Annotated in this window: 23 protein-coding genes and 1 pseudogene; 3 read left to right on the top strand and 21 right to left on the bottom strand. The window is 42.3% G+C overall.

Annotated features, from left to right (window positions below; translation table 11 throughout):
* Positions 1–52: 52 nt before the first annotated feature.
* The 4 genes from spoIIR to prfA form a co-directional block, all read right to left on the bottom strand.
* The gene (gene spoIIR / locus ACTJJD_RS07775) at positions 53–703 is read right to left on the bottom strand and encodes a stage II sporulation protein R (RefSeq protein WP_007497652.1); all 651 of its coding nucleotides are present in this window, start codon (positions 701–703) and stop codon (positions 53–55) included.
* A 163-nt stretch (positions 704–866) separates the two neighbouring features.
* Positions 867–1,346 (bottom strand): hypothetical protein, encoded by a 480-nt coding sequence (locus tag ACTJJD_RS07770; RefSeq protein ID WP_048001105.1) that lies wholly within the window; start codon positions 1,344–1,346, stop codon positions 867–869.
* A 137-nt stretch (positions 1,347–1,483) separates the two neighbouring features.
* The gene (prmC, locus tag ACTJJD_RS07765) at positions 1,484–2,371 is read right to left on the bottom strand and encodes a peptide chain release factor N(5)-glutamine methyltransferase (protein WP_427243564.1); all 888 of its coding nucleotides are present in this window, start codon (positions 2,369–2,371) and stop codon (positions 1,484–1,486) included.
* Positions 2,361–3,428, bottom strand: coding sequence for a peptide chain release factor 1 (gene prfA, locus ACTJJD_RS07760; protein ID WP_008343422.1), 1,068 nt, complete (start codon positions 3,426–3,428; stop codon positions 2,361–2,363). Before prfA ends, prmC begins: the two co-directional genes overlap by 11 nt.
* 210 nt (positions 3,429–3,638) lie before the next feature.
* Between prfA and racA the strand changes: the two genes are divergently transcribed.
* Positions 3,639–4,190: a chromosome-anchoring protein RacA gene (gene racA / locus ACTJJD_RS07755; RefSeq protein ID WP_048001108.1), complete on the top strand. Its 552-nt coding sequence runs from the start codon at positions 3,639–3,641 to the stop codon at positions 4,188–4,190.
* Between the two features lie 35 nt (positions 4,191–4,225).
* On the opposite strand, the gene ACTJJD_RS07750 is transcribed toward racA, so the two are convergent.
* The 10 genes and pseudogenes from ACTJJD_RS07750 to ACTJJD_RS07705 all read right to left on the bottom strand — a co-directional run bounded on the left by ACTJJD_RS07750 (position 4,226) and on the right by ACTJJD_RS07705 (position 14,618).
* Positions 4,226–5,182, bottom strand: a complete 957-nt coding sequence (locus tag ACTJJD_RS07750; RefSeq protein WP_017368214.1) for an AEC family transporter — start codon at positions 5,180–5,182, stop codon at positions 4,226–4,228.
* Positions 5,183–5,273: 91 nt separating this feature from the next.
* Complete coding sequence (gene malS, locus ACTJJD_RS07745) at positions 5,274–6,974, bottom strand: oxaloacetate-decarboxylating malate dehydrogenase (RefSeq protein ID WP_061420482.1); 1,701 nt, start codon at positions 6,972–6,974, stop codon at positions 5,274–5,276.
* A 279-nt stretch (positions 6,975–7,253) separates the two neighbouring features.
* Positions 7,254–7,856: a thymidine kinase gene (locus ACTJJD_RS07740; RefSeq protein ID WP_007497666.1), complete on the bottom strand. Its 603-nt coding sequence runs from the start codon at positions 7,854–7,856 to the stop codon at positions 7,254–7,256.
* Between the two features lie 87 nt (positions 7,857–7,943).
* Positions 7,944–8,144 carry a 50S ribosomal protein L31 gene (gene rpmE, locus ACTJJD_RS07735; protein WP_003215407.1) on the bottom strand — a complete coding sequence of 67 codons (201 nt, stop codon included), beginning with the start codon at positions 8,142–8,144 and terminating at the stop codon, positions 7,944–7,946.
* A 130-nt stretch (positions 8,145–8,274) separates the two neighbouring features.
* Complete coding sequence (gene rho, locus ACTJJD_RS07730; RefSeq protein WP_007497667.1) at positions 8,275–9,558, bottom strand: transcription termination factor Rho; 1,284 nt, start codon at positions 9,556–9,558, stop codon at positions 8,275–8,277.
* Between the two features lie 364 nt (positions 9,559–9,922).
* The gene (glpX, locus tag ACTJJD_RS07725; RefSeq protein ID WP_024718763.1) at positions 9,923–10,888 is read right to left on the bottom strand and encodes a class II fructose-bisphosphatase; all 966 of its coding nucleotides are present in this window, start codon (positions 10,886–10,888) and stop codon (positions 9,923–9,925) included.
* 32 nt (positions 10,889–10,920) lie between these two features.
* Entirely contained in the window at positions 10,921–12,210 is a 1,290-nt protein-coding gene (locus ACTJJD_RS07720) for a UDP-N-acetylglucosamine 1-carboxyvinyltransferase (RefSeq protein ID WP_007497673.1), read from the bottom strand.
* A 246-nt stretch (positions 12,211–12,456) separates the two neighbouring features.
* Positions 12,457–13,095: a fructose-6-phosphate aldolase gene (fsa, locus tag ACTJJD_RS07715; protein WP_003215343.1), complete on the bottom strand. Its 639-nt coding sequence runs from the start codon at positions 13,093–13,095 to the stop codon at positions 12,457–12,459.
* 111 nt (positions 13,096–13,206) lie between these two features.
* Positions 13,207–14,064, bottom strand: coding sequence for a class II fructose-bisphosphate aldolase (locus ACTJJD_RS07710; protein WP_007497678.1), 858 nt, complete (start codon positions 14,062–14,064; stop codon positions 13,207–13,209).
* 178 nt (positions 14,065–14,242) lie between these two features.
* Positions 14,243–14,618 (bottom strand): annotated as a pseudogene (locus ACTJJD_RS07705) (response regulator).
* A 180-nt stretch (positions 14,619–14,798) separates the two neighbouring features.
* Between ACTJJD_RS07705 and ACTJJD_RS07700 the strand changes: the two are divergent.
* Positions 14,799–15,329, top strand: a complete 531-nt coding sequence (locus tag ACTJJD_RS07700) for a DUF2529 domain-containing protein (RefSeq protein WP_045033921.1) — start codon at positions 14,799–14,801, stop codon at positions 15,327–15,329.
* A gap of 41 nt (positions 15,330–15,370) precedes the next feature.
* Here ACTJJD_RS07700 and pyrG read toward each other — a convergent pair whose 3' ends face one another.
* Positions 15,371–16,978: a glutamine hydrolyzing CTP synthase gene (gene pyrG, locus ACTJJD_RS07695; RefSeq protein WP_017360053.1), complete on the bottom strand. Its 1,608-nt coding sequence runs from the start codon at positions 16,976–16,978 to the stop codon at positions 15,371–15,373.
* Positions 16,979–17,216: 238 nt separating this feature from the next.
* A complete protein-coding gene (gene rpoE, locus ACTJJD_RS07690) occupies positions 17,217–17,753 on the bottom strand; it encodes a DNA-directed RNA polymerase subunit delta (RefSeq protein ID WP_035389808.1) in 537 nt (178 codons plus the stop codon).
* Between the two features lie 377 nt (positions 17,754–18,130).
* Between rpoE and ACTJJD_RS07685 the strand changes: the two genes are divergently transcribed.
* Positions 18,131–18,604: a DUF2798 domain-containing protein gene (locus ACTJJD_RS07685; RefSeq protein WP_370539276.1), complete on the top strand. Its 474-nt coding sequence runs from the start codon at positions 18,131–18,133 to the stop codon at positions 18,602–18,604.
* Between the two features lie 13 nt (positions 18,605–18,617).
* Here the strand turns inward: ACTJJD_RS07685 and ACTJJD_RS07680 are convergent, their stop codons facing one another.
* The 5 genes from ACTJJD_RS07680 to ACTJJD_RS07660 all read right to left on the bottom strand — a co-directional run bounded on the left by ACTJJD_RS07680 (position 18,618) and on the right by ACTJJD_RS07660 (position 23,263).
* Positions 18,618–18,818 (bottom strand): hypothetical protein, encoded by a 201-nt coding sequence (locus ACTJJD_RS07680; RefSeq protein WP_226650561.1) that lies wholly within the window; start codon positions 18,816–18,818, stop codon positions 18,618–18,620.
* Positions 18,819–18,921: 103 nt separating this feature from the next.
* Positions 18,922–20,064 carry an acyl-CoA dehydrogenase gene (locus ACTJJD_RS07675; RefSeq protein WP_017360057.1) on the bottom strand — a complete coding sequence of 381 codons (1,143 nt, stop codon included), beginning with the start codon at positions 20,062–20,064 and terminating at the stop codon, positions 18,922–18,924.
* 16 nt (positions 20,065–20,080) lie between these two features.
* The gene (locus tag ACTJJD_RS07670; protein WP_440608266.1) at positions 20,081–21,193 is read right to left on the bottom strand and encodes an acyl-CoA dehydrogenase family protein; all 1,113 of its coding nucleotides are present in this window, start codon (positions 21,191–21,193) and stop codon (positions 20,081–20,083) included.
* Positions 21,194–21,204: 11 nt separating this feature from the next.
* Complete coding sequence (locus tag ACTJJD_RS07665) at positions 21,205–22,068, bottom strand: 3-hydroxybutyryl-CoA dehydrogenase (protein WP_079919286.1); 864 nt, start codon at positions 22,066–22,068, stop codon at positions 21,205–21,207.
* A 19-nt stretch (positions 22,069–22,087) separates the two neighbouring features.
* Positions 22,088–23,263, bottom strand: a complete 1,176-nt coding sequence (locus ACTJJD_RS07660; RefSeq protein ID WP_440608265.1) for an acetyl-CoA C-acetyltransferase — start codon at positions 23,261–23,263, stop codon at positions 22,088–22,090.
* Positions 23,264–23,350 lie beyond the last annotated feature (87 nt).

Here is a 23,350-nt window from a genome sequence, read left to right as displayed (position 1 = left end):
TTTTTGTTCTCTTACTTCAACTCTATGAGGCAAAAACAGATTTAGACCTTTTTTAAGAGAAAAGACTAGAGACCCATTCGAACAGAAAGAATTTCACTTCACCCGTCTCTTCTTCTTTTACCACTTCATTGACAGATTCATTTGATGGCTCTGCGGCTACCTGCTCTTTATCATCTCCTTCTGGTGAGGCGATCGCTTCTCCGTTTGAAAAATCGATAAAGCAGAGAGGCGGGAATAACACACACCACCAATTGGCTCCGTCTCCTTCCCCTAACGTAATCAAAATGGCTTCATATTTCCCAGCAGGATAAACAAAGTTGCCATATAGCTTTGTTGGAAATGAGGCTTTTTGAAAGCTGACCGATACGGATTGATCAATGTGTTGTTCCTTTAATTTTGCTTTGGCGATACGATTGATGTCTGGAAGCTTTGAACGAATCACACGTCTGGCTTCTTCAATGGATGTGAGGTCTTTCACCCACTCCGTTATATTGGCATTGACCTCATCTCGAATACTTCGTTTCACATCTTGATCTGCCGACCGGTCACTGTTGGCTAAAATGCGTAAACGAATGGCTTCATCTGGAATCACAACAGGCTGATTGGCAGAAGCAGCCGCCGTCTCCTCTTTTCCAAGGTTTGCAAAAGCACCACATAATAATAGAAACATATAAAGACAAATCATCATTTTACTTTTGAACATGATGTGTTCCCCCCACTTTTTCTCTTCGCTACAAACATTGTGTCCAGGAAACGCATCTCGTAAACAGCAAAAATGATTTTTTTAATAGATTATGAGTAAAAAGCAACTACATGAGGTGAGCGAATCAATGTTTTTTCTGCATGCAAAAAAGCCATTCAACAACTTATGAACGGCTTTTTAGTGAGGATTGGTAATCGGAAGGGTACAGTCTCCCATCCCAATCTCGGCTGATTTTTAATCCCGCATCTGTTTTGATCACTGTCATTGCGCCTTTTTTCTCAATTTCCTTTTTGACCTTTCCTTTATGGTCAATAAATTGAATGATCATTTCATAGTCAAATTCAATCCTGTCATCGCTTTCATCTGAAGGTGTAAACGTAATTTTTTTCAGTTTAATTTGACAATCTTGATCTTTTGCTGCTTCTAATACACTTGGAAACATGCTGTCTTGTGTATATTCTTGATATTCATGCTCGGTTAAATAATCCTTCAACTTCTCCTTCATGTCAGATAGGTCATCCGTCCGATTCACTGTGTATTGTGCTTTTTTATAGTTTTCCCCAAATGCTGCTGCTTCTTTTTTAAAGCTCGGTTTACCGCAAGCACTCACAATCAATAGTACACTGACGATGACCAACACCATCGCATACCTTCTGTTCACACCATTCGCTCCTTCAAAACAAATTTATGTAAAAAATCATGATCAGAATGTTCATTCTTCTATATATACGTTTCCCTTTTACCATAAGTTTCATCTTTACATAATAAAATAGTCCGACTTTATTCAGCCGGACTTCCGTTTTGAATGTGTGCGCAAACTGCTCGATCCTTTCCGTTGATATCCTTAATGATATGAACATCAGCTGAAGGGAACGCCTGCAAAAGAAGCGCTTTTACATCTTGTGCTTGTGTATGTCCTATTTCAAAGACAACCACTGCTTGCTGATGAAGTACCTTGTGGAGATCACAGGCGATACGCTCATAAAACCACAGGCCATCACGCCCATCTGTCAGCGCATTGACAGGTTCATGCTTTGTGACAACCTCTGATAAACCATCCATTTCTTCTGCCGCAATATAAGGCGGATTGGAAATAAACACATCGACTTTGATACCTTGAGCCATAATCGGTTCAAGTAAATCCCCTTGGACAAAATGAACGTCTGCACCAAGCGCTTCTTGATTTCGCTTTGCTACTTCAAGTGCTTCATGTGAAATATCCGTCGCTGTCACAGTGAGAGATTCTTTTTCAAGAGCTAACGTAATCGCAATTGCACCGCTACCTGTTCCTACATCAACAGCTTTGAGCGCCTGATCATTAGGAAAAACGCGATTCATCATATTCAATGCCGCCAGCACCACTTCCTCCGTTTCAGGACGAGGAATCAGAACGTGTTTGTTTACCTCAAAAGGACGCCCATAAAAAAATTCAACACCCGTTAAATGCTGCACAGGCACTCCACGCTTGTGCTGTGCGACGAACTTGCTGAATTGAGAATCTTGCTCCTCTGGCAGTGGATCATGAAAACGGGCAAGAAGTTCACTTCTGCTCCATCCAAGCACATGCATCAACATTAACTCTGCTGCGTTTTGGTCTCTGCCCGCTTCCGTTAACAAAGAAGAAGCCCATTTAAGGGCTTCAAAGATCGTTCGCTCTTTATTTTGCATTTTGAAGTTTTCTTGCTTGGTCTTCCATAATTAATGCATCAATGACCTCGTCAAGTTTTCCTTCTAAAATTTGATCAAGCTTTTGAATCGTCAATCCGATACGGTGGTCCGTCACGCGGTTTTGCGGGAAATTGTACGTACGGATACGCTCTGAACGATCCCCTGTTCCAACAGCAGATTTACGGGTTTGATCATATTCAGCTTGGGCTTCGCGCTGGAATTTATCATAAATTCTCGCACGCAAAACTTTCATCGCTTTTTCTTTGTTTTTGATTTGTGATTTCTCATCCTGACAGGAAACCACTACACCGGTTGGAAGGTGAGTCAAACGAACAGCAGACATTGTGGTATTAACACTTTGTCCCCCTGGTCCGCTTGATGCGAATGTATCCACACGAATATCTTTTTCGTGGATATCAATTTCAACTTCCTCAGCTTCTGGTAATACAGCAACTGTCGCTGTTGATGTATGAATACGGCCGCCTGACTCAGTTTCAGGAACACGCTGCACGCGGTGTGCACCGTTTTCAAACTTTAGTTTAGAATATGCACCTTTACCGCTAATCATAAAGATGATCTCCTTATAACCGCCAGTTCCAGTGACACTCGCTTCCATGACTTCCGTTTTCCAGCCTTGCATTTCAGCATAACGGCTGTACATCCGGTACAGGTTTCCTGCAAACAGTGCAGCCTCTTCTCCGCCCGCTGCACCACGAACCTCCACAATAACGTTCTTATCGTCATTCGGATCTTTCGGGATGAGTAAGATTTTCAGCTCGTCTTCTAAACGTTCTGTTTCCTCTGTGAGCTCTGAAATTTCTTCTTTGACCATGTCGCGCATATCGGCATCGAGCTTATCTTCCAGCATGGCTTTCGCATCACTTAGCTGATCATATGCCGCACGATATTGTCTATATACCTCAACAGTTTCTTGAATATCAGATTGTTCCTTCGAATATTCACGAAGCTTCTTAGGGTCGTTCACCACTTCAGGGTCACTTAAATATTCATTTAGCTTTTCATAGCGTTCTTCAATTGATTTTAAACGGTCTAACATGGTCTTCACCTCTGTTTTGTGCGTAACAGTCTAATTATAGTATAGCGGGGTATGACAGTCAAAAAAATTTCCAAAACAATTGATTTTCTGCAATTTTTCACTAGAAAACACGATCTTTGGCGATTGGTTACTTGTTTTGTCTAACGTGAAGGAACGGATGCTCACGAAAGAGAATGGTACTTGTAATTGAAAAAAGGGAGGGCATTTGGTTTGAATACAAATGAGGTTGCAAAGGAAATTGGTGTATCTTCAAAAACCATTCAGCGCTGGGTCAAACAGCTCAACATCCCTGTCGCCCGGAATGAACTAGGACATTATGAATTTCATGATGACATTGTCCAGCTGCTCAAAGAGGTCCAACACCAAATGAACGAAGGTGTGATTCTCCATGACATTAGACTGCCGATCCATGAAGAAACCGCCCAGCAATTATCACCTACTGTAGAAACTTCTGACTCATCAAAACGGATAGAAGCCTTAGAAAAACAAATGAAACAGCTCCTTCAAGAGCAATCACACGTCAGTCATATTGAAGCGCGTTTTCAAGAAATGGAACGGAAACTCGCTAAGAAAGCAGATGAAGGCGTTTCCTACCAGCTCCTCCAGCACAGAAGAGAAATTGAAGAATTAACTGCAAAATTAGAACGCCTCACAGCCACATTGACAAAACCAAAACCATCAAAAGAAGAAGAAAAGGAAAAGGCACACCCCGAAATGAAAAAAAAGCGTGCACTCTTCCCTCTGTTTCATTCATTTCGCTAAGAAAGGCTGCCTAACGAGGCAGCCTTTCTACTATATTATACGGTAAGTGCAATAATGATTGGTAATGTAATGAGTGACATGATCGCACTGATCACAAATGCGGATGCTGTTTCTGCTTCCTGTTTCTCAAATCGAGTGGCGATCATGGCCGCAACAGCTGAACCTGGGAAGGCAACAAGTAATACAGCTTTTGTAATTTCATCCGCCGAAAGACCCATAAGAATGGCGATGAAATACATAAGTAACGGTTGTACAGCTACTTTGAGCAATGCGATACTGAAAGCTGGTAAGCTCAGTTTAATCTTGCGGATACCGACTGTGACACCGACTGCAAAGAGCGCAACCCCTGATGTCACACTTCCAATTTCCTCTAGCATTTCATGTCCGATTTCAGGAAGTTTAAATCCTAAAAGAACAAGAATGATACTTGCTAACGGTGCAAGCGCAAGCGGCTCTGATAAGCCGTGTAAAATCGCTTTCGTCGTCATTTTTAGGAAACTTTCGCCGTCTTTGGCTTTTCCTTTTGTTTTTTCACCGACAGTTGACACAATAATAGCAATTGGATCAAGCAATGCATTTACAACTATTCCGGTAATAGCAATCGGAATTGCAACTTCTTGAGCCCCAAATAAACTGCCCAAGACCGGAATCCCCATAAATGCAAAGGTCGGTTGTGCTGAGTTTAATGAGAAAACAGATGAATCTGTTAAATCATATTTAAAAGCAAATTTCGTAACTAAAAGGATAATGATATAAAAGCCTACGATTCCGAAAATCAATGCAACGAAAAATGGAATTTGACTATAGAATTTATCTTTTGGTGTTGACAGAATGCTGGCGATAAAGTGCGCTGGCAAAGCATACTTTGTAACAAGTGTACTTACACCTTTTGCAGATTTAGCGTCATAGCTGCCGAAGTTCCCTGCGAACCAACCCAGCGCGATAACGAAAAAAATCGGTGCTAGGAGGATCAAAATATTTAAAAAGTCCATCTTACTATTCCTCCTTGAATCCTTTACATGTTTCTTATTTTATAGCGGCATTGCTTACATTACCCGAAACAATGCCGCGTTACACATTTTATTATGCTCTTACAATTTTTTTATATTCAGGAATCCACATAGCATCTTTCACAGCTTGTTCAATGTTTTCAGGTGTTTTTCTTGCGACACCATCTTTAATTGCTGCTTTTGCCACTTCAATAGCTACTTTGATAGAAACTTCTTGTAACTTATCAATGCTTGGAAGTAGACCAGCACCTGGTTTATCATGATCAACCATTTCAGCAATCGCATCCGCTGAAGCAACGAACATGCCTTTTGTGATGATTTTTGATTCCGTTACGATTGAACCAAGACCAAGTCCAGGGAAAACGAACGCATTGTTTGATTGTCCGATTTCATGTTCAATTCCGTTATACTCGACATTTTCGAATGGGCTTCCAGTTGCAACAAGCGCACGACCGTCTGTCCATTTGAATAGATCTTCCGGTACTGCTTCAGCAAGTGGAGTTGGGTTAGACATCGGCATGATCACTGGACGCTCAGTATGAGCTGCGATTTCTTTAATAATTTCTTCAGTGAATGCGCCGCCTTGACCTGATGTACCAATAAGAATGGTTGGCTTCACCCTGCGAACAGCTTCAGCAAATGAGATTTGTCCTTTTTCATCACGAGCCCAGCCTTCTACTTCATCAGAAGAACGAAGGTATGGTTTTTGGAAATCAAGCACTTCATCTTCAAACTGATCTGTTAGCAATCCTCTGTAGTCTAACGTCCAGAATGCATTGTTTGCTTCATCTTCACTTAGACCTTCAAGAACCATTGTGTCACGCATTTGATCGGCGATTCCGATTCCAGCAGATCCAGCTCCGAAAATCATCACACGGTGATCTTTCAATTGAGTACCAGTTTTCTTGACAGCTGCAAGAACACCCGCTAAAGTAATGGCACCAGTACCTTGGATATCATCATTAAAAGTTAAGATGTTGTCGTTGTATTTTTTCATGATGTTACGCGCATTTTTGTTTCCAAGGTCTTCCCAGTGAAGCAATGCTTTCGGGAAGAATTTAAGTGCTGCTTTTACATACGCATCAATGAACTCTTCGTATTTTTCACCTTGTACACGTTTGTGGTGGTTCCCGATGTACAATGGATCATTTAATAATTTTTCATTGTTAGTTCCAACATCTAACACAACTGGAATCACGCGGCTTGGATCAATTCCTGCTGCAGCCGTGTAAACAGCTAGTTTACCAATTGCGATGTTGATACCACCAACACCCCAGTCACCAATTCCAAGAATACTCTCAGAGTCAGTTGCTACGATGAGGTCGATGTCGCCTGCTGTTGCATGTAAGTTTTCAAATGCTTTCTCAATGCCGTCAATGTTGTCGATTGAAAGGTAGACACCATGAGGTCTTCTGTATTCATGGCTGTATTCTTGAATCGCTTCACCAACAGTTGGTGTGTAAACAACAGGAAGCATTTCACGAAGCTTGTCCGTTAGAAGCTTATAGAATAATACTTCGTTACGGTTTTGCAAATCACTTAAGTATACGTTTTGACGAAGACGATCTGGCTGAGCTAGAAATTGCTTGTATGCTCTCTCTGCTTGCTGTTCTAAAGTCAGAACAGTTGGAGGAAGTAATCCTTCTAGTCCAAGCTCTTGTCTTTCTTCTTCAGAGAAAGCAACGCCTTTGTTCAACGTTGGAATCGATAATACATCTTTACCTGTCAAAGTGGTTTCGAGGTACCCTTCTTTTGTTTTCTTCACGTTGTTCATCAAAAACTACCCTCTTTCTAAAATATAAATAAAGTGAACTATTAATACAAAGAACGATCAAGGAGAAAAATCCTTAATCAAAAAAATTATGACAAGAAATCGAACTTTTCGTTTAAATGCTTTACACTACAGTTAGTCATTTTATGCCTGCTTATACCAAAACGCAAGCGTTGAAAATTAGATAATTTTTTCGTAGCGTTATTTAATTTATTTAAGTACAAATGATGGGTGTTCAGCCAAAATCTCGAAAAACGAAACACAGCGGCATTTGCTATTTTTTTAATTGTCAAGTGTTGTACCAACATCTAATTTTGGTACTTCATGGTGATGTCTGCATCGTGCTTCGTATGATTCCTGCGCACCTACTAAAATAATGGGATCATCATAGGATGCGGGTTTACCGTCGATCAAGCGTTGTGTTCTACTCGCTGGGGAGCCGCATACCGAACAAACTGCTTGAAGTTTTGTTACAAGCTCTGCACATGCCATTAAATGCGGAACAACACCAAATGGCTCTCCTCTGAAGTCTTGATCAAGGCCTGCAACAATGACTCGGTAGCCTTTATCAGCCAATTGAGTGACAATATCAATGATTGTCTCATCAAAAAATTGCACCTCATCAATGCCAATGACATCGGTTCGTTCTGATATGTGCGTTATTATGTCTTTTGGTGAGGTTACTGCAATCCCATCGACGGATGAACCGTTATGTGACACAACTGAGCTTGTGCTATACCGGTTATCAATCGCTGGTTTGAATATTTTTACTTCTTGTTTGGCAAAGGTGGCTCTTTTGGCTCTCCGAATCAATTCTTCCGACTTTCCAGAAAACATACTTCCGCAGATGACTTCAAGCCAACCGCTTTGTTTCATCACATACATAAGGTCTTCTCCCCCGTTTTAAAGTTCCATCAATCCACGTAAAAAAACAGGCAAGAACGGATTCCTGCCTGTTTATTGTATCTATTATTACTTAAGACCGTATTTTTTGTTAAAGCGGTCAACACGTCCATCAGCAGAAGCGAATTTTTGACGGCCTGTATAGAAAGGATGGCACTCAGAGCAAATCTCGATGCGTACCTCTTCTTTTACTGATCCAGTTTCAAACTCATTTCCACAAGCGCATTTGACTGTAGCTTTTTTGTAGTTAGGATGAATTCCTGTTTTCATCTACTGTCATCTCCTTCCGCCCTGAATCCAATTCGGAAACAGAGTTAATATCTCAGAATAAATTCTGAAACGCACATGATAAAATTATAACAGTGTGAGTCTATGATTGCAAATGTATTTTTTCAGGAAGCTATCTTCTTGATGCAGACATATTTGCTTGTTTCCATTCTTGCGTTAAAATATCGAAAAATTCTTGGTTTGTCTTTGTTTTTCTCATTTTGCGCATGAATTTCTCAGCGAAATCAGGTGTATCTGACATCGATTTTCTCATCGCCCATAGACGATCAAGATGCTCTTTAGGCACAAGCAGTTCTTCTTTTCTTGTACCGGAACGACGAATGTCGATGGCTGGGAAAATTCTTCTTTCTGCAAGAGAACGATCTAAATGGAGCTCCATGTTTCCTGTTCCTTTAAACTCTTCATAAATCACATCATCCATACGTGATCCCGTATCAACAAGTGCAGTAGCTAAAATGGTCAAGCTTCCACCTTCTTCGATGTTACGCGCAGCACCAAAGAAACGTTTTGGGCGATGGAAAGCAGCTGGATCAATACCGCCAGAAAGCGTTCGGCCGCTTGGTGGAATGACCAGGTTGTATGCACGGGCAAGTCTTGTGATGCTGTCCATTAAGATGATAACATCTTTTTTATGTTCAACTAGACGCATCGCACGCTCTAATACAAGCTCTGCTACTTTAATGTGGTTTTCCGGTACTTCGTCAAAGGTTGAGCTAACGACATCACCTGCAACAGATCGTTCGATATCTGTTACTTCCTCTGGACGTTCGTCAATAAGAAGAACAATCAGTTCTGCCTCTGGATGATTTTCAGAGATGCTGTTGGCAATTTCTTTGAGCAAAATGGTTTTCCCAGCCTTAGGCGGTGCAACAATTAAACCACGTTGCCCAAACCCAACTGGCGCCATCATATCCATAATTCTAGTAGACAGGTGATTAGGCTGTGTTTCAAGAATCATTTGACGATCAGGGAATAGCGGCGTGAGTGCAGGAAAGTGAACACGTTCCTTAGCTGATTCTGGGTCGTCCCCATTTACCGCTTCGACATGAAGGAGGCCATAGTAGCGTTCATTCTCTTTTGGAGGTCGTACCTTTCCAGACACCTTATCACCATTTCTTAAATCAAAGCGTCTGATTTGTGAAGCTGAAATATAAATGTCTTCAGAACTTGGGGAGTAGTTAATTGGTCTTAAGAAACCAAATCCCTCTGACTGAATAATTTCTAGAACCCCTTCCATAAATAAGAGATCCTCTTGCTCAGCATTCGCCTTTAAGATGGCAAAAATTAATTCTTTTTTTGTTAGTTTGCTGTAATAAGAGATTTTGTACTTTTTTGCTAACTCATACAGCTCTTTTAATTTCATATTTTCCAAAGATGAAATCGAAACATCTTTCAATATGGACACCACACTTTTCTAGTCAATGTATTTCATTACAAATGCATGACCATTGTATTTGATTAGCTTTTAATTCCGTTTTTGTTGGAATGACCTCGCTCTCATGGTAACGCTCCCACTCGTTTTATCGTAAAGATAGGAACAATGTGAAATTGAGCTTTGTCAACATAGAGAAGGATAATGAGTATATCGTCATGATGCGGCAGTATTTAAACTTGTTGAAGCTTAAAAGAAGTAAATTCGCAGAAAATTTCGCAGCACTCTTTAGTTTTACCTCATTTGCAGGGAATATTCAACTTTAAAAAGAAAATGATATATATTTGACACCTATATGAAAAGCGGGTAAAGAATACCCGCTTTCAGATTACGGACGAATGACAAGATTCGGTTTTTTCTTTAAACTGTGTCTGCCATCGACGAATCGAACAGTACCTGATTTCGCACGCATGACAACACTATGTGTTGTTCCAACAGAGCCTTTAAATTGAACACCTTTTAATAGCTCGCCATCTGTTACACCTGTCGCTGCAAAAATGGCGTCATCGCCTTTCACAAGGTCTTCCATTCTGAGGACTTTTCCAACATCCAGCCCCATTTTCTCACAGCGTCTCAGCTCTTCTTCATTTTGTGGAAGAAGCTTACCGTGGATTTCTCCACCAAGTGCTTTTAACGCAACAGCAGAAAGGACACCTTCAGGCGCTCCACCTGAACCAAATAGAATATCAACACCTGTGTGATCAAATGCTGTATTAATGGCTCCTGCAACGTCACCATCATCGATCAGCTTGATTCTTGCACCAGCTTCTCTCAGCTCAGCAATGATCTTTTCATGTCGCTCTCTGTTTAAAATTGTCGCAACAACATCTTCAATATCTTTGTTTTTCGCTTTTGCAACAGCACGAAGATTGTCAATGACAGGCGCTTCAATGTCGATGCAGCCTACCGCTTCTGGACCTACTGCGATCTTATCCATGTACATATCAGGTGCATTCAGCAAGTTGCCATGATCTGCAACAGCGATAACAGCTAAAGCATTCCAGCCGCCGCTTGCCACAATATTTGTTCCTTCCAATGGATCAACAGCGACATCCACGCGAGGTCCATATCCGTTTCCAAGCTTTTCCCCAATATAAAGCATTGGCGCTTCGTCCATTTCTCCCTCGCCGATGACCACAGTTCCCTTCATCGGAATCGTATCAAATACATCACGCATGGCACTTGTTGCAGCATCATCCGCTTCGTCTTTTAAACCTCTACCCATCCAACGAGCAGATTTTAATGCAGCTGCTTCTGTCACCCGTACTAGTTCCATCGATAAACTTCTTTCCATTTTTGTCCAAATCTCCTCTCACAGTCAAAGCCTTATGAATTTTGAAGTTCTTCTATTTCTTGGTCATTCAGCTTTTCACGCCAGATGGTTGCACCCAAGCCTTCAAGCTTCTCCTCAAGCATACTATATCCTCTGTCTATATGTTCAAGCCCTGTGATTTCGGTCACACCGTCTGCCATTAACCCTGCAACAACGAGACAAGCACCTGCTCGCAGATCACTTGCTTTGACCTTTGCACCTTGAAGCTGCGTTTGACCTGTAATAATGGCAGATCTTCCTTCCACCTTCATATTAGCACCCATTCGACGCAATTCGTCAATGTGTTTAAAACGGGCAGAGTAAATGGTATCTGTCACGACACTCGTGCCTTTCGCCTTTGTTAACAAAGCCGTCATCGGCTGTTGAAGATCGGTCGGAAAGCCCGGATACACAAGGGTTTTGATATCGACAGGCTTGAGTCCTTCATTTCTGCCAACGATCAGCATTTGATCGTTGCTTGTTTCAATTGTGAATCCCATCTCTCTAAGTTTCGCCGTAATTGATTCTAAATGAGTTGGGATCACATTATCAAGCACAACTTCATCCCCCATCGCTGCACCTGCAATTAAAAATGTACCTGCTTCTATGCGGTCAGGGATGATGGAATGCCTGCAGCCGTGAAGAGATTCCACACCTTCGATCCGAATCACATCCGTCCCCGCACCTTTGATTTTAGCTCCCATGCTTGCAAGCAGTGTCGCTACATCAATAATTTCGGGTTCTTTTGCGGCATTTTCAATCACTGTTTTCCCTTCAGCTAGCACGGCTGCCAGCATGATGTTGATGGTCGCACCTACACTGACAACATCAAGATAAATACGGGCTCCGACTAATTTTTCAGCGCGCAAATAAATCGCACCCTGTTCGTTTGTCACCTCGGCTCCAAGTGCTTCAAAGCCTTTGATATGCTGATCGATCGGTCTAGGTCCTAAGTGACATCCCCCTGGCAATCCAATGACAGCCTGCTTGAATCTACCGAGCATGGCGCCCATTAAATAATAGGATGCTCGTAGTTTCTTCACTTTCCCATTAGGAAGCGGCATACTGATCATGGAGGCAGGATTGACAACCATCTCACCTTTTTCAAACGTGACCTTTCCGCCAATCTCTTCTAACAGATCTCGTAATGTGTCAATATCTGAAATATGCGGAAGGCCTTCAATGGTTACTGGAGAATCAGCGAGAATCGTGGCAGGAATCAGTGCCACAGCACTATTTTTCGCACCACTAATATGTACGGTCCCGCGCAAGGGGTCACCGCCGGCAATGTTTAACTTTTCCATATTTGTCTCCCTTCTTAAAGAAGATCACTGTTGGAGTTATACTGTTTGTGGATGTCGCGCTTTAAAAGGTCTTGTCCAAAATTTAGCCAATATCAAGAGAAAGAATACAGGTTAAACGAAATTTGTCGGAAGAAAAATAATCGAAGCTTTGCGAGGCTGTGATGTTCTCTTCTTTGCACAAAACATTTCTTAGCGTATTTAAGGAAAACTGCGGCAAACGGATGGGTATCCGTCTGCCACAATCACTTATTTATTCCAGTCTGCTAAAAATTGCTCAATGCCTGCATCCGTTAATGGGTGTTTTGTCAGCTGCTTGATGACTTTCAGCGGCATTGTGCCGATATGAGCACCTCTAAGCGCAGCTTCTGTCACATGCTGCGGGTGACGAATGGATGCAGCAATGATTTGTGTATCTAATCCATGAACATCAAAAATGGTTTTCACTTCACTAATGAGATCAAGACCATTTTGGCCAATGTCATCTAAGCGGCCGAGGAATGGAGAGACATACGTCGCACCAGCTCTAGCTGCAAGAAGTGCCTGGTTTGCACTAAAAATCAACGTGACGTTTGTTTTAATCCCAAGGTCTGTTAACGCTTTGACCGCTTTAAGACCGTCTGTTGTCATTGGGATTTTAACTGTAATATTTGGTGCAATAGCAGCAAGCTCTTTTCCTTCTTCGATCATTTCTTCTGCTTTGAGGGAAATGACTTCCGCACTAACTGAACCTGATACCACGTCAGTGATTTCACGAAGGCGGTCGTGGAACGATACGTCCTTTTCTTTCGCTACTAAACTAGGGTTTGTTGTCACGCCTGCTAAAATGCCAAGCTCGTGTGCCTCTTTGATGTCTGCGATATTCGCTGTGTCTACGAAAAATAACATAACTGTGCCACTCTCCTATCAATAAATTGTCTGAAATGTAAATTTGATTGCGCTTTCTCAAGATATGGAGAAAACCGCCTGTGACTCAGGCGGCTTTCGGTTCTCATCAAATTATGCTTGGTTAGAAGAACCAAATTCACGCATTTTGCCGATAACAGTCGCTTTAATTGCGTCACGAGCTGGTCCAAGATATTTACGTGGATCATACTCTTCTGTTTTTGCAGCAAGTGTTTCGCGAACTGCTTTCGCAGAAGCAATTTGGTTTTCAGTGTTTACATTGATTTTTGCTGTACCAAGTGAAATCGCACGCTTGATGTCAGCAGTTGGGATACCTGTTCCGCCGTGAAGAACAAGTGGAAGTCCAGTTGTTTTACCGATTTCTTCCATTTCGGCGAAACCAAGGTTTGGTTCACCTTTGTATGGACCATGAACTGAACCTAGTGCAGGCGCAAGGCAGTCAATACCAGTACGTTCTACAAGCTCTTGGCACTCTTTTGGATCAGCATAAATAACGCCCTCAGCGATGACGTCGTCTTCTTGTCCACCAACAGTTCCAAGCTCAGCTTCTACAGATACACCGTGGAAATGTGCAAGCTCAACCACTTTTGCAGTTGTCGCTACATTCTCATCAAATGGATGGTGAGAAGCATCAATCATCACAGAAGTAAATCCTGCATGAATCGCTTTTGCACAAGATTCAAAGCTTGAACCGTGATCTAAATGAATCGCAACAGGAACTGTTACATTATATTCTTCGATTAACGCTTTTACCATTGCGACAACTGTTTTGAAGCCGCCCATGTAGCGTCCTGCTCCTTCAGATACTCCTAAAATCACTGGAGATTTCTCTTCTTCAGCAGCTTGTAAAATCGCTTGCGTGAATTCTAAGTTATTTAAGTTAAACTGTCCAACAGCGTAACCTTTTTCCTTTGCGTCTTTCAACATTTCTGTCATTGAAACTAAAGGCATGATGAAAAATCCTCCCTATGTAGCTAATTTGCTTACTAAAAAAAGCTCTCCACCCTAGCATGACCAGAATTTCTCGCCATATGTAAACTTTCAAAGTCAGATCGCTTTCTTCTTCTTATCTAGAATACCAATTATTCGACAAATCGGCAACAGAATGACTTGATTCAATCATTTCCATCTAGCCATTTGTTTCGAGTGGCAAGTATTCTTTGACTGCATCACGGATTTCATCAATATCAAATGGTTTAGCAAAATGCGTTAATGCACCGAGCTCTTTAGACTCTTGAATCATATCTAGTTCGCCATAAGCTGATCATAATGATCACGCGGATGTCTTCATCAATTAATTTCATGCGTTTTAAAATCTCAATGCCATCCATTCCGGGAATCTTCATATCAAGCAGGACGAGGTTTGGTCTATGGTTTTTCACAATATCTAATGCCTGCAGTCCGTTAGCGGCTTGAAAGGTTTGATAGCCTTCTTTATGAAACACTTCATTTAGCAATATTCTAATACCGTACTGATCATCGACAATTAAAATTTTCTCATTCATCTGTTACACCCCATTGCTTTCATTTTTCGCCATAAAAAGAGCTGTTGTTAAATAATTCTGTTTGATTTTCACATTTCCTTTAATTATAATAGTTTACTTTACGACATTTTCTGAGCATTTTTCCTAATATTCTCTTTATATTCTATTATAAAATGATCTGACAGAAGGAGGAAATGAGTCTTGTTAAAAATTTTCACTACCCAATTATCAGGTATTTTTTCACGTATTGGAGATAAACAGGCCGAAGCGATCGAAGACGGTGCACGCCTTCTTGCTCAGGCCGTTGTCAGTGGACATGCCGTGTATTTTCATGGCAAGAATGAACTGGCGGCTGTAGCCTTAGAGGCATCTGAGAGCAAGGAGCCGTTTCCGGGTGCGAAGGTTCTGCCGCTGGATCAAAAGGAGCGCAGCTTACTTCATCCAAGTGACAGGGTGCTTTTATTTTATTCAGATCCAGAAGATCAAGAGATTCAATCCCTTGTCAAAGAGCTGCACGAACAAGGTACACCTATTGTCGGGGTCGGTCCTGCACAAAAGGAAACATCATTCATTGAAGACCATTGTGATGTCCACATTGATTTTCAGCTCAAAAAACCACTTGTGCCTGCAGAAGATGGAACAAGGTTCGGCTATCCTGCACTGATGACCTGCTTATATGTCTACCATGCTCTATCGTTTACTGTGAAAGAAATCGTTGAGGAATATGAATAAAAAAACTGCCGAGAAGATGCTATTCTCGGCAGTTTTTTGTTTTATTTTGATTCAGATGCCTGTAGTGAAGCACCAACGAAATCTCTAAATAACGGCTGTGGTCTTGTCGGTCTTGAAATGAATTCTGGGTGGAACTGAGAAGCAAGGAACCATGGGTGATCCTTCAGTTCAATGATTTCAACAAGGCGTCCGTCTGGGCTTGTACCAGAGAAGACAAAACCTGCTGCTTCCATTTGCTGTCTGAATTCGTTATTAAACTCATAGCGATGACGGTGGCGTTCGTACACGACTTCGTCATTGTATGCAGCAAATGCTTTTGAGTCTTCGTTTAATTTACAAGGGTATAGGCCGAGGCGAAGTGTTCCACCTAAGTCATCAACATCCTTCTGTTCTGGAAGAAGGTCGATGATTGGGAATGCTGTTTCTGGATCAATTTCAGCGGAATGCGCTCCCTCTAAACCTAGTACGTTTCTCGCATATTCGATAGATGCGACTTGCATACCTAAGCAAATTCCGAAGAATGGCACTTTGTTTTCGCGCGCATATTGTGTTGCAATGATTTTCCCTTCTACTCCGCGGTCTCCGAAGCCTCCAGGAACAATAATGCCGTCTACATCTTGAGCGAAATCAGCCATATTTTCTGCTGTGACTTCTTCTGCGTTGATCCATTTGATTTGAACATCCGCATCAAATGCATAGCCCGCATGACGAAGTGATTCAACGACAGAAATGTATGCATCTTGCAGCTCAACATATTTCCCTACAAGACCAATCGTGACTTGTTTTGACAGGTTTTGCACTTTATCAACAAGCGCCGTCCACTCCGTCATGTCCGCATCTTGACAGTCAAGCTTCATGTGCTCACATACAAGCTTGTCTAATCCTTGTTTTTGTAAATCAAGCGGAATCGAATAAAGGGTATCTGCATCCTGACATTCGATGACTGCTTTCGTATCAATATCACAGAATAGCGCAATTTTGTCCTTCATGTCTTGTGCCAATGGCATTTCAGTTCTGACCACAATGACGTTTGGCTGAATACCTAGACTACGAAGTTCTTTTACACTATGCTGTGTTGGTTTTGTTTTCAGTTCTCCTGCAGCACGGATGTAAGGAACAAGGGTACAATGAATGTACATCACGTTTTCACGGCCGATGTCACTCTTCATTTGACGAATCGCTTCTAGGAATGGAAGGGATTCGATATCTCCAACTGTTCCACCGATTTCTGTAATGACCACATCTGCACCCGTTTCTTTCCCTGCACGGTACACACGGTCTTTGATTTCATTTGTAATGTGGGGAATGACCTGTACGGTTCCACCTAAATAGTCGCCGCGGCGCTCTTTTTTCAGGACTGTAGAATAGATTTTACCAGTTGTGACGTTGCTGTATTTATTCAAGTTAATGTCAATGAAGCGCTCGTAGTGACCTAAGTCAAGATCTGTTTCAGCACCGTCGTCTGTGACAAATACCTCACCGTGCTGATATGGACTCATTGTCCCTGGGTCTACGTTGATATATGGATCAAATTTTTGAATGGTGACATCCATCCCTCTATTTTTCAGAAGGCGGCCTAACGATGCAGCCGTGATCCCTTTTCCAAGTGAGGAAACAACTCCTCCTGTTACAAAAATATACTTTGTCATTTCGTATGCTCCTCTCTTTTTTACCCTTGCATGACTAGACATGCACAGCTTCATCCTTTTAGAGTGTATCCCTAAATCTCTTGAAAAATAAGAAAGCTCCCTTTCAAATAAATGAAAGGGAGCGTAAATGAACGTATCTTTACGTACTCTTTTTTAGAGAGCCCAAAATACATACTACATAGTTCGCTCTGGAAAGTCAAGACGGTTTTGTCCTGTTTTCAGGACCGGTTTGTGAGGGTTATTTGTCTTCCTCATCATCGTCTAAATCGTCTTCATCAATTTCCGTTAAGCCGTCATCATCTTCATCATCATCTTCGTCGAAGTCTTCTATCTCTTCATCGATTTCTTCATCATCTAGGTCAAGGTCCTCGTCGTCTTCAACAAGATCAAGATCTTCTTCAAGCTCGTCGATTTCTTCTTCCTCTTCAATATCATCGAAGTCTTCTTCAACGACAGCAGCTTTTGTTTTTTTCTTTTTCGCTTTTGTTTTCACAGCTGGCTGAACTTCTTCTTCGATTTGATCAACTGGATACCAGCTGCGAAGTCCCCATCTCTGATCACCTAACGAAATAAAGCGGCCATCTATATTTAAGTCTGTATAAAATTGAGCAAGTCGATCATCAAGATCAGATTTTTGTATCCCTTGTAAACGGACCATTTCATCTATTAACTCGGAAAACGTAATCGGCGTTTTGCTGTCTCTGAAAATTTCATAAGCAAGTTCAACTAAAGACATTTGTTTGAGCTGTTCCTGTGAGTATTCTTTCAAACTCAAGGTCAGACACTCCCTTTCTATTACATGTATGTATCCATTTATCAGTGAAATAATAAGTATTTATACCTTATTCTTACGACAAACCATACCTCTCATTATAAACAAATTAGGGGAGTTTATGCCACCTTTATTGATGTTAATTTTTGATTTTTTCACAAGAGGAGCCTCTAGCGGTCAATCATTTGCGCCGAATTGGCATAATTCATGTGTGGAGCACACGTTTTGCATGCTTTTTTGTCTTCTCTTTTGATGAATACAAAGCCATTTACTCTTCTTAAAAAAGGGGATTTATTCCTTCACAAAATGTTCACTTACGACGAATTGAAACAGAAATCTATAATAAAAAGACTAATTTTGAGAGGTTGATCGAATTGCCAATGACAAAAAAAGAAGATATACAATTTGGTGTCTTGATGTGTTTTTGTATGTTTTCAGTGATGTTCTTTTATAACCTATTTCTAAATGGACGGCTTGGACATATGACATGGTTAGAAGGTGTACTCACCTATGTGATCGGTTTTGCCATCACGTTGTTGATTGAGATGTGTATTGTTGGGCCTTCAGCAAAAAAAGCAGCCAACCGTTTTGCCCCAAAAGGCAAGAAAATCTATTTTATTCTCACTCTTTCTATCTTTATCGTGTTTGGGATGGTGTGTCTCATGTCATTATGCGGATATGTCGTTCAAAGCATCAGCACAGGATTTCAAACACAATCGATTCTATCTGATTACTTAACGATTTTCGGTCATAATGTCATGTTGGCGTTCCCTTTGCAAATGTTGATTATGGGACCGCTTGTCCGTTTTGTTTTTTTCAAATGGGTGAAATTAAAACAGACAGCAGCGGTTTAGTCGAATGGATATGTTACAGCTGGATATTCTGAATGAGTGAAAAAACCAAAGGTACGGTGAATAAAGTGCCCGCAGACACGAGTACAATGAGTTTTCTGCGGCTGTTTTCTTTTTCTTCCTTCCTTTTTGGAGACTTTGAAAGCTCTGTGGAGACCATAATCCATATGATCATCGTGACGATTCCTAAAATGCCAATAAATGTTGTGTTCATCATGATAACCTCCATTTTGGTTCTTTTCCCAATTTTACCATAGTGATCAGGTGATATGAGATCATAAAAACAGACCACCTCATATCAGGTGGTCTTTACTTGGTTTCTACATATCTAGCAGTTTCCGTGAGATGACCAGCCGCTGGATTTCTTGTGTACCTTCATAGATTTGAGTGATTTTCGCATCACGCATGTATCGTTCAACTGGGTAATCCTTTGTATAGCCGTATCCGCCGAAGATTTGTACAGCTTCTGTCGTCACCTTCATGGCTGTATCACCGGCAAAGAGCTTGGACATAGCTGATTCTTTCCCATACGGAAGCCCTTTCGTTTCAAGCCATGCTGCCTGATAGGTGAGCAGTCTTGAGGCCTCAATTGCCGTTGCCATATCCGCTAACTTAAAAGCAATGCCTTGCTGCTGAATGATTGGTTTGCCGAATTGTTTACGCTCCTTTGCATAATTGACTGCTGCATCCAGAGCACCTTGAGCAATGCCAACAGCTTGTGCGGCAATACCGTTTCTGCCGCCGTCAAGTGTCATCATCGCTATCTTAAAACCTTCGCCTTCTTGACCAAGCCGGTTCCTTTCGGGTATACGACAGTCTTCAAAGATGATTTCTGTCGTTGGCGATGAGCGGATGCCCAGTTTGCTTTCTTTTTTGCCGATTGAGAAGCCTTGCGTCTCTTTTTCTACAATAAAAGCGGTTGTATTGCGCGATGAAGCATCCTGGTCAGTAACAGCAAACACAATATAATAATCCGCAATGCCTCCATTGGTAATAAAAATCTTTGCCCCGTTCAAGACGTATTCATTCCCTGCTTTTACTGCTGTTGTTTTCATTCCGCCGGCATCTGAGCCCGAGCCGCTCTCGGTCAGTGCGTATGCGCCGATCTTCTGTCCCTCTGCAAGCGGCTTTAAATACGTCTCCTTTTGCTCATCTGTTCCGAATGTATAGATTGGCCATGAGGCGAGTGATGTGTGAGCAGATAGGGTGACGCCTGTTGAGGCGCACACTCGTGAGAGCTCTTCAACCGCTATGACATAGGCCAAATAATCACTACCAATCCCCCCATTTTCTTCTGGCCAAGGGATTCCCGTTAAACCAAGCTCCGCCATTTGACGAAAAATAGCGGGATCATACGATTCTGTTTCATCTCGCTCTGCTGCTGTTGGCTCCACTTCATTTTTCGCAAAATCTCTCACCATTTTTTGTATCATTTCGTGTTCGTCACTTAATTGGAACTGCATCATGAGCCACCTCACTTCATATTAGCTGTTTACAAATAACCAGCCTTTGTATTTCACTTGTTCCTTCATAAATCTCACAAATTTTCGCATCACGAAAGTACTGCTCTGCTCGGTATTGCTTCGTGTAACCGGCTAGACCAAGCAAATGGATGACTTCAGTACTAATATCAACCGCTGTTTTAGATGCAAATAACTTCGCCATCGACGCTTCCTTCGTGACAGGGCGATTGGCCTCTTTATAAGAAGCCGCTTGATAGACAAGAAGTTTTGCCGCTTCCAGCTTGGTGCCCAGATCGCCCAACCGAATGGTCGTTTCAAGGCCAGCTGGGTGCTGCTTTAAATACGTCACCGCCTCAGCTAATGCGGCTTCTGCAATGCCAAGGCTTTGAGCCGCAATGCCAATTCTCCCCGCATTTAAGCTAGACATGGCAATCCTAAAGCCTTCTCCTTCTGCACCGAGCAGCTGTTTTTTTGGAATTCGAACACCGTCAAAATGAAGTGTGACTGTTTTTGATCCATGCAGGCCCATCTTCTTCTCATCTTTTCCGATCGTAAATCCTGGTGTCCCGTTCTCCACAATGAACGCTGATATATTTTTCTTAGCAGAAGCAGGGTCTGTCACGGCAAATACAAGATAGACTTCCGCTTCACCGCCGCTTGTGATAAAAATTTTCGTTCCATTTAATACATAGTGATCGTCTGTGCGCTCTGCTTTCAACTGAATACTAGAGGCATCTGATCCTGCCTTCGGTTCAGTTAGACAAAAGGCGCCCAGCTTCTGCCCGGACGCAAGCTTGGGAACGTAGGATTCTTTTTGTTCAGTCGTTCCAAACGCCAAAATCGGCATCGTCACAACAGATGTATGAACGGATACAATGACACCGATGGTTGCACTTACTTTGGATAATTCATGAATCGCCATGATATAGGTTGTGAAATCTGCCCCTAATCCGTGATACTTATCTGGGATCGGAATGCCTAAAAAGCCTTGCCGACCCATTTCAGCTAAAAGCGTTTTCGGGAACACGCCCTGTTCCATCGCTTCTATTTCAGGGAATACATGCTGGCGTGCAAATTCTGCTATTCGTTTTCTCCAAAGACGTTGTTTTTCTGTCAGCAGCACATCCATCTTGACTCCCCCTATGAGTGGTCGTGGTAAGTGTAAAAACCTCTCTTTGTCTTTTTGCCCAGCCAGCCTGCGTTCACGTATTTTTTCAAAAGAGGACAAGGTCGATATTTGCTATCTCCAAGACCCTCGTGAAGGGTATTCATAATAAATAAACAAGTATCGAGCCCGATGAGGTCGGCGAGACGAAGAGGGCCCATTGGATGGTTCATTCCAAGCGTCATGATGCCGTCAATACTTTCTACATCTGCCACGCCTTCATAAAGGGTATAAATGGCTTCATTGATCATCGGCATCAAAATGCGATTTGACACAAACCCAGGGAAGTCTTCCACTTCAATTGGGGTTTTGTCTAATGTCTTTGCGGTGCCAAAAACAAATTGGTACGTGGCATCATCCGTTTGTAGCGCACGGATCACTTCCACAAGTTTCATCACGGGAACTGGATTCATAAAATGCATGCCAATCACTTTCTCTGGCCGTTTCGTCACGGCTGCTAATTCTGTGATTGACAAGGAAGACGTATTTGTCGCAAATATCGTGTCATCAGGTGCAAATTGATCGAGGGTTTCAAAGATTTGTTTTTTGATCTTCATTTGTTCAGATGCGGCTTCAATCACTAAATGCGTCTGCTGTACATCCTTTAGATCTGTTGAAACAGCCAATCGCTGTGTAATATCACGGACTGCCTGATGTGCCAGCTTTCCTTTTTCTGCTCGTTTCGTCAGTTGTTTGGTCATAGAGGAAATGGCTCGATGAATCTGCTCCTCTTCCGTATCATGGAGCAGGACGGTATAACCTGACTGTGCAAATACTTGGGCAATACCCGAGCCCATTTGACCAGCCCCAACGACCATGACGGTCTCTTCTATACTCATGACAATGAACGCCTCCCTTTTAATCCACCTTGATCATGATCGCATCACCTTGACCCCCGCCGCTGCAAATCGCCGCAATGCCGATCCCGCCGCCTCTTTGTCTGAGTGCATGGATCAAGGTCAATATAATACGTGTTCCGCTTGCTCCAATCGGGTGACCAATCGCGACTGCCCCTCCGTTCACATTCATTTTCCGCCGATCCAGCCCAAGCATTTTTTCGCATGCCAATGCAACCGCTGAAAAAGCCTCATTGATTTCAAACAAATCGATATCCTCTACTCGCTTCCCTGTTTTCTTTAACACTTTTTCGATGGCATAGGCTGGTGTTTTCGGAAAGTCCTTTGCCTCTACTGCCACTTGCGCATGCCCAAGCACAACTGCTAGAGGTTTTTCACCTTGCTGCATGGCGTATGTGTCTTTCATTAATAGAAGCGCACTTGCACCATCATTGACACCCGGTGCATTGCCAGCGGTAATCGTACCTGCCTGATCGAAAACGGGCATCAGTTTTGACAAACGTTCATATGACGTATCACGCCTCGGGGCTTCATCTTCTGAAATCAGCTGATCTCCTTTTTTATTCTTGACGGTAACGGGGATGATCTCATTTTTAAAAAAGCCGCTTTTTTGCGCCTCAATGGCTCGTTCATGACTTCTTAACGCCCAAAGGTCTTGTTCTTCTCGTGTAATGCCAAGCTCTTTCGCCGCCATGCTTCCATACTCACCCATATGAACACCTATAAACGAACAGGTTAATCCATCTAAAATCATGGCATCTTGTACAGCACCATCTCCCATTTTGTAACCCCATCGTGCTTTTTTCAGAAGATAAGGAGCATGAGACATGGATTCCATACCGCCTGCCACGATCACATTGGCATCTCCCGCTCGAATGATTTGATCGGCTGTCGTGACACTGCGCATTCCTGAAGCACAGACTTTGTTGATGGTTTGCGTCGGAACCGACCAAGGAAGATCTGCATGTCTAGCTGCCTGTCTTGAAGGAATTTGACCTTGTCCTCCTTGAAGGACACTGCCCATGATGACTTCATCCACTTCATGAACATTTGAGGCTCTTTCCAGCGCAGCTTTTATCGTCATCCCGCCTAATTCTGCAGCAGTCAAACGACTTAAAGTTCCACCTATTTTCCCAAATGGTGTTCTCGCTCCAGATACAATGACCGTCGTGCTCATTTCTTTCCCCTCCTATTTGTTACCGCTTACATAAATGCTAGACAGCTCTTAAAAATTCGGTATTTATCGGCCGATGGACAGTCGATC

It is taken from the genome of Bacillus sp. 22446 (assembly GCF_052044955.1).
Lineage (GTDB): Bacteria > Bacillota > Bacilli > Bacillales > Bacillaceae > Bacillus > Bacillus altitudinis.
This window is presented reverse-complemented; position numbering and strand designations above follow the sequence as displayed.

Coding starts and splice junctions, on each gene's coding strand:
- prmC (WP_427243564.1), bottom strand. CDS start 2,371: ATGCAAAATAAAGAGCGAACGATCTTTGAAGCCCTTAAATGGGCTTCT.
- ACTJJD_RS07685 (WP_370539276.1), top strand. CDS start 18,131: ATGACAAAAAAAGAAGATATACAATTTGGTGTCTTGATGTGTTTTTGT.
- malS (WP_061420482.1), bottom strand. CDS start 6,974: ATGAACAACGTGAAGAAAACAAAAGAAGGGTACCTCGAAACCACTTTG.
- ACTJJD_RS07710 (WP_007497678.1), bottom strand. CDS start 14,064: ATGCCTTTAGTTTCAATGACAGAAATGTTGAAAGACGCAAAGGAAAAA.
- ACTJJD_RS07770 (WP_048001105.1), bottom strand. CDS start 1,346: ATGGTGTTGGTCATCGTCAGTGTACTATTGATTGTGAGTGCTTGCGGT.
- ACTJJD_RS07720 (WP_007497673.1), bottom strand. CDS start 12,210: ATGGAAAAGTTAAACATTGCCGGCGGTGACCCCTTGCGCGGGACCGTA.
- ACTJJD_RS07665 (WP_079919286.1), bottom strand. CDS start 22,068: ATGAGTATAGAAGAGACCGTCATGGTCGTTGGGGCTGGTCAAATGGGC.
- rpmE (WP_003215407.1), bottom strand. CDS start 8,144: ATGAAAACAGGAATTCATCCTAACTACAAAAAAGCTACAGTCAAATGC.
- prfA (WP_008343422.1), bottom strand. CDS start 3,428: ATGTTAGACCGTTTAAAATCAATTGAAGAACGCTATGAAAAGCTAAAT.
- ACTJJD_RS07740 (WP_007497666.1), bottom strand. CDS start 7,856: ATGTATGTGATGAAACAAAGCGGTTGGCTTGAAGTCATCTGCGGAAGT.
- spoIIR (WP_007497652.1), bottom strand. CDS start 703: ATGTTCAAAAGTAAAATGATGATTTGTCTTTATATGTTTCTATTATTA.
- glpX (WP_024718763.1), bottom strand. CDS start 10,888: ATGGAAAGAAGTTTATCGATGGAACTAGTACGGGTGACAGAAGCAGCT.
- pyrG (WP_017360053.1), bottom strand. CDS start 16,978: ATGACAAAGTATATTTTTGTAACAGGAGGAGTTGTTTCCTCACTTGGA.
- ACTJJD_RS07670 (WP_440608266.1), bottom strand. CDS start 21,193: ATGGATGTGCTGCTGACAGAAAAACAACGTCTTTGGAGAAAACGAATA.
- ACTJJD_RS07750 (WP_017368214.1), bottom strand. CDS start 5,182: ATGGACTTTTTAAATATTTTGATCCTCCTAGCACCGATTTTTTTCGTT.
- ACTJJD_RS07660 (WP_440608265.1), bottom strand. CDS start 23,263: ATGAGCACGACGGTCATTGTATCTGGAGCGAGAACACCATTTGGGAAA.
- fsa (WP_003215343.1), bottom strand. CDS start 13,095: ATGTTATTTTTCGTAGACACAGCGAATATCGCAGACATCAAAGAGGCA.
- ACTJJD_RS07680 (WP_226650561.1), bottom strand. CDS start 18,818: ATGATGAACACAACATTTATTGGCATTTTAGGAATCGTCACGATGATC.
- ACTJJD_RS07675 (WP_017360057.1), bottom strand. CDS start 20,064: ATGCAGTTCCAATTAAGTGACGAACACGAAATGATACAAAAAATGGTG.